Origin of the sequence: Methylophaga sp. UBA4204 (genome assembly GCF_002379485.1) — a bacterium.
Taxonomy (GTDB): domain Bacteria; phylum Pseudomonadota; class Gammaproteobacteria; order Nitrosococcales; family Methylophagaceae; genus Methylophaga.
Genome location: NZ_DFTU01000067.1, coordinates 24,186 through 29,785 on the forward strand (window position 1 = coordinate 24,186; position 5,600 = coordinate 29,785).

At 48.1% G+C, this 5,600-nt stretch carries 6 protein-coding genes; 2 read left to right on the forward strand and 4 right to left on the reverse strand.

All coding sequences use genetic code 11. The features are described 5' to 3' along the window. Positions 1–233: hypothetical protein (locus B3182_RS09810; RefSeq protein ID WP_292752608.1), on the forward strand; the 233-nt coding region annotated here is incomplete at its 5' end. A 13-nt stretch (positions 234–246) separates the two neighbouring features. Next, on the forward strand, positions 247–834 hold the full coding sequence (locus tag B3182_RS09815; RefSeq protein WP_292355096.1) for a plasmid-related protein: 588 nt from the start codon (positions 247–249) through the stop codon (positions 832–834). 26 nt (positions 835–860) lie between these two features. Here the strand turns inward: B3182_RS09815 and B3182_RS09820 are convergent, their stop codons facing one another. From B3182_RS09820 to mobH, 4 genes are all read right to left on the reverse strand, one after another. Beyond that, positions 861–1,496, reverse strand: a complete 636-nt coding sequence (locus tag B3182_RS09820) for a DUF4400 domain-containing protein (RefSeq protein ID WP_011788471.1) — start codon at positions 1,494–1,496, stop codon at positions 861–863. Continuing rightward, complete coding sequence (locus B3182_RS09825) at positions 1,483–2,043, reverse strand: conjugative transfer protein (protein WP_292355085.1); 561 nt, start codon at positions 2,041–2,043, stop codon at positions 1,483–1,485. The genes B3182_RS09820 and B3182_RS09825 overlap by 14 nt, the downstream gene beginning before the upstream one ends. Before the next feature lie 9 nt (positions 2,044–2,052). Next, positions 2,053–3,873: a conjugative transfer system coupling protein TraD gene (gene traD, locus B3182_RS09830; protein WP_106651328.1), complete on the reverse strand. Its 1,821-nt coding sequence runs from the start codon at positions 3,871–3,873 to the stop codon at positions 2,053–2,055. Between the two features lie 47 nt (positions 3,874–3,920). Continuing rightward, the coding region (gene mobH, locus B3182_RS09835; RefSeq protein WP_292752611.1) for a MobH family relaxase at positions 3,921–5,600 on the reverse strand (1,680 nt) is incomplete at its 5' end.

Here is a 5,600-nt window from a genome sequence, read left to right on the forward strand (position 1 = left end):
CGGATTGGCAGGTTCAGTGGTCAGCTAGATGCCGAATTCTTGAAGGTTTTGAGGGTTCTACTCAGACAATACTAACAATTGATCTTTTTGATGCGGTTGATATGATGGGGATATTGGTCGTGTCGAGACCAGCTGCCCACTTTAGCAAACCCGGACGGGACGACATGCATATCAAATTTATTTTTTGCTTAGGTTTTTTCTGCGACCTCGGCAGTGGGCACCGTATTCGCTAATAGGAGAAACTCAATGCAAATTACTAAAATCATTTCCTCTGCCACGGTTGAACGTTTAAAGCAAAAAGCACGAAAGCTTAAGCGTGAAAAATCCATTACACACACTCAAGCACTCGATGAAATTGCAATCTCTGTTGGTTTTAATCATTGGCATCAGGTTGTACAAGCTAATGACGTACTGAAACCATCAGAAGTGGCATTATCTTCTGGATGTGTCATGGTTTTTGATGACAAAGATGGTATGGATGTCGATACCAGTGATGGTGTTTTAATTGAAGACCACTTATTGGAGATGCTTACTGAAAAGCAGCTATTTGAAATTTATGCCAATTCCCCTGATGAGGACGACGAACAAAACAGGCCGCTAAAAGAAACGCTATCGGATTCAGAGCTTCAGGAGTACTTTCGAGATGATTGCTCATTCATGTACTTTCGTCTTGCCGAGCCTCATGCAAACAAACCACTGAAAGAAGTATTGGCTCTTATACGACAGTACTCTTTTTGGATGCCTCAATATATTTGGCTTCAAGGCCACCTTATTGATACTTACCATTTACCTGCTGAAGACGAGAACGGCAATACCGTAGGCGTAAGGTTTTAGCTCTACAAGATGAGGCCTGATGGGCCTCATATCTTCTTCTGCAAGTGACTTAACGCCAACCCCGCCATCAATGCCAAACCGATGATCAGCGACGGTAACACCACAGGAGGAATAGCCAGCGGAGCGAACAATCCCATAAACAGCAAAATGACACCTGAGCCCAGGATAATCATACTGTAGCGGTGAATGATAGGGCTCGAAAAATCAAAGGTTGTCTTCTTAATCTTCCAGGTCATTAAGCCATCCCACAACGCTGGTAACATGAGAATAAGCGCAAAGGGCAACCAGACCATCAGCAAAGCAAATCGAGTGAACACTTGGTACAACACATCAAAAAATGCCTGAATACGGTCTTCTACCCAGACGAACCAAAAGCCTCCCATGTTCTCCATCCCTTTAGAACGAAGTCGTTGTTCTTCTGTGGGGATTAAAAAATCACGCACAGATTGCTCCATCTGCGTATCCACAATCCATGACTGATACCAGCGATGGCTAGTTTGACCAATCCAATAGCTTGTTTGTGCGCCCAATTGGTTTTGGATCATCTGCTTCTCTTTACTAATCACTCGGCCAGTCCAATCACCGGGCACTAACACGCCAATGGCAATAATCTCCAGCATCAGTGCCAGACACAGCAGCCAAACCGACTTATGCTTGCTCATGCCAAACATCCTCTTCTACTCGGGCCAGCATGGCTGCAACGGTTGGCGTCATAATCCGGGCTTTAATCACTTGTTGAAGCCGCTTTGTCGTCGTATGACCACTTTCATAACGCACTTCGAGGCGTCCTTCAGCCAGATACGCCATCCGATTTGGACGATTACGCATCCAGGTGTGGAAATAGACACCATCCACAGCGGCCCACTCGAAATGGTCAGGATCACGCAGCCGAATCCCCGTTAAAGCACTGGCGGCAGTCCAGGTCAGTGCCTCAATGAAATGCCACAGTCGTACACTGTCATCATCACAACTGACTTCTTCATAACTGCCCAAGCCATTACACAGACACAAATCAAAGATGGAATGGCCATCTAACGTGAACGCATCCGTTAAATAGTCCGCCAAACAGTGCACTGAAGCCAAAGCATGAGGCCAATCGGTTTCAAGCAGTCTTAAAGCTTCCTTGAACTGAGGGTTATGTTGCTGCCACTGAGCAAGCATTTCTTTACTGGTAAGTGTTGTCATTTTCAAACAGACAGAATGATGCATACAGACTCCTTATGCTGCCTGTGTAGAGCTGGTTAAAATAGGAATGCGGCCTTTGATCACGCGGCCACCTGAAAGCTTGGCGATGTACTCTAGGTTGGGGAGCTGGCCTAATAACTGCGGTGGAAACATATCGCCTTCTTCCTCCATCAAGCGTTCGCCATGATTGCCGGTAAACAATGCGGGGCTGTCCGAGTTGGACGACATACCTTGAGTTTGCATAATGTACTGCAACCGAGTCTTAGGCAGATTGTCGGTAATGTACTGCTGCGTTTCGGCGTCCATCACCCGAAGGGCTATCAAGTTGTTGATGTTACCTAACACCTGGCGAGCTTTAGCTTCACTGCCTGTACGAGCTGAAAAATCAGCAAAGGTCTGAGTAGCAATCACACAACGCATTTTTGCGCCACGGCCTTTGTTGAGCAGTTGAATGAAGGGATCGTTGACGACTTCAGCCGCCTCATCGATGAAGATATTTACGGGACGATTTTCAACACCATAGTTATAGCGGTCACCGGCCACGGCGGTGAGATCGGATAAAAGCAACGAACCAATGGCGCTGCCAACCATGGCGTCGGTCAATGAATCCAACCCGATATAGGCCACTTGGGCATTGTTGATAATACGGCCAGAATCCGTAATTAACCGGCTGTCATCCACATCGTTTGCAATCGGTGATAGCAATGGACCTAGTTCACTTGATGTGAGCATATTGAGTACCGGCATCAGTGAGGCCACCATCTTGGAATAGTGGGTTCTGTCATGCTCAAACATACTCAATAGCCCCTCTAAATCGGTATTGGCGGCAACGGGCTGAATGCGTTCGTAGTAGAAAAGCAGCATCGCCATGGCTTGTTTAGCCAAGGTATTGGCCTTTTCAGTAAAGCGTTTAATCTCCACACTAAAGTTCGGATACACCTGCTCCCCCCAGGCTGTGACGGCTTTTACTACCAAACCTTCTGGGCCACCTTCCAAGAATCGTCTCAGTGTTTTCAGATCAGGACGTTGTGAAGTAAGCAGCAGACCTTGAACGATGTTATTCAGTGCCATTTGGCCAAAGGCTTTAAATGGATCAGCCCCGGTTTCGGATGGGATTAGTGCCGCAATACGGCTGGCAATTTCAGTGCCCCGGTTAAAGTTTCTCAGGGGATTAAGACGTACTGAATGCTCTGGAAAACCCGGATGAAAATACACAAAGCGCTCAGGACTACCGGCGGCAATACAGGCTCGCTGCGCATTATCCTTAAGTTCCTTGTCTCCCTTGGGGTCAATAATAATCACGGCTTCATTACGCAAAATGGCCTGAGTGATCATCGCATCAAAGCATCGGGTTTTTCCGGCACCGGTTGTGCCGACAATTAAGGTATGGCCTTCTGTGTGACCAACTGGCTGGTACACATCTTCTTCTTTGGGCTCAACACCATGAATCCAGGTTGAACCCATTTGTTTGCCGTGACCTTGGTTAAGCAAGGTTTGCTTATCCCGCTTTAAGATTTCATAAGCGCGTTGAGCATGACGTTGGTCCCACTCAAAGCCATACCCTAACCACAATTCATCAGGATGTTTTGCCATCACCTTTTGTAAATGCGACAGCTCCATAAAAGCCAAAGGTTTGCCTTTTAGTCCCTTCTGTAACTTATGAAGACGGTAAGCCTCGGGCAGGCGGTACAACGCCATGCCCGAGGAAATCCCCGTCATCCACCAAAATGGCTCAGGTGGTAGCTCAGTCAGCATTTCTGCGGCTATTGCCCCAGTGGCCCCTACCAGCCAACCTGCTGCTGCCATGGCTTCATAATTCGTGCGCCAAGGCATCTCATATGCGTTTTCTTTCATTCATGCTCCGCAGATAACCGTTTGCAATCCGCTTAATTTCAAATGGATTAACGTTTAGCGTGAGCGGTAAACAGAACCGTTTCCCCCTCATCAAACTGGCATTCGTCACTGGCCGAGATCCCCCGAAGCAGTTGTCCGGCTGGAATGCCATGCTCATTGGCGACTTGGCGTAAGATTTGAATCGTGACGCGAATACCATCGGCACTATGATCCACGTCTGGGTAATCGCCATCGGTCAGTAAGATGGGCAAATCTTTCACAAAATTAACCATCTGTTGGCGCTGCGCGTGTTTGGGGTCTGTACTTGAGTTCGCATTGGCCGCAATCGGCTTTTGCTTACGCTCCGCTTTTGTGACGGGCTCTTTTGCTTGGGCATTGGTTGTCTCAGTTCGACTCGGACGCTGTGCAGCCTCTTCGTTCTGAATTGCTACCGCCGCTTCTGCGTCTTGTTTGGAGAGGTCTATCAGTGCAGTTAGCCCTTTAGAAATCGATACCTTAAGCAGTAACCCTTGCTCCTGAACGCCATCTTTCGTTGTCACAGTTCTGGCCTTACGTGTCGGGTTTGCCGGATCTAGTTCAAGCCAATCTAATCGACTGAGTTCAGCAAGCAGTTTTCGGGGGGCACACCAAGGTCTTACGGCATCGGGATAGCGGATCAGTATCTGTTCACCAACCATAACCAACGCACTGCTGGCCTCTGGGAGCCACGCCAAAGATTCAGGGAGATTCAATGCTTCTGTATCGTGCTGGTTTACGTTATTTGAGATAGCGCCATCATATGAATTGTTAGGCTTTTCACATTCATCACCTGGAGCATTTTCAGTTGCCTGGGGGTTATTAACATCACTGGCATGACGAAGTTCATCATCTTGTTCGGACGATTTTGTCGATGGCGACTCAGCCGAACTGCTATGATCGATTGATGATGACGCTTCAGACAAGCCTGGCTGCTCACAGGAACGACTCTGAGGCTCTGCTTGTGTTTGCTGTGTTGCTTCCCACTCAGGTTTACTAAACAGTGTCACACCACTTGGTACATTCGAGCTGAACAATAAATCGGCCTCAGAAATATGCAGCATGGGTAACCAGATTGGCTTGTCGTCTTTGATCAGCACTTCAGGGGCAAGGCTTTCATATCGCTCATTTGAGGCGGATTTAGTGGCCAATCCTCGCTCAATGAGGATGTCCGCAAGGGTATCGGGATCTCTTGGGATGCCCGGTATCTTGTCTTTGGCCAATAGCTCAATGATGTCCTTAGCCGCGCTTTTCCAAACCAGGCAAAGATGGGTTGATTGATTCGATTGTCGTAACCAGACTCTGGCGTCTCGCTGATTGACTAACCACTGGGAACTGGCAAGCAATCGCCTCATGGCATCAAGTAGATAGCGTTCGACTGGGACACCAAGGGCATTGTCGTCAACGGAAATTCGTTGCGCTTTCAGGTCTCGCTGGACACTGGTTTGGTCAGCTTCAATAACCAATTTAGACAGGACATGCTCGGGATCGGTATTGCCAATCGCTTCCAGCATGGCCTGCAAAATCTCAGGGCCCGGCTGGGTTAACCAGGCGAGCAACTCAGGTGTCATCACCCGGTTTAAAACCAGAATTGAAAATTGCTCGTGCCGCTTGCACCGTCCGTCGCGCCAGCGAATGAAATAGCGTTCAATGCTGTTATTTGTGGTCCACTGGGATAAGGTTTCTAAAAAAGGGTTCCACTGATAGCGTCT

Bases quoted from the DNA above. Each gene is read 5' to 3' on its own strand.
- traD (WP_106651328.1), bottom strand. From the start codon at position 3,873: ATGAAAGAAAACGCATATGAGATGCCTTGGCGCACGAATTATGAAGCC.
- B3182_RS09820 (WP_011788471.1), bottom strand. From the start codon at position 1,496: ATGAGCAAGCATAAGTCGGTTTGGCTGCTGTGTCTGGCACTGATGCTG.
- B3182_RS09825 (WP_292355085.1), bottom strand. From the start codon at position 2,043: ATGCATCATTCTGTCTGTTTGAAAATGACAACACTTACCAGTAAAGAA.
- B3182_RS09815 (WP_292355096.1), top strand. From the start codon at position 247: ATGCAAATTACTAAAATCATTTCCTCTGCCACGGTTGAACGTTTAAAG.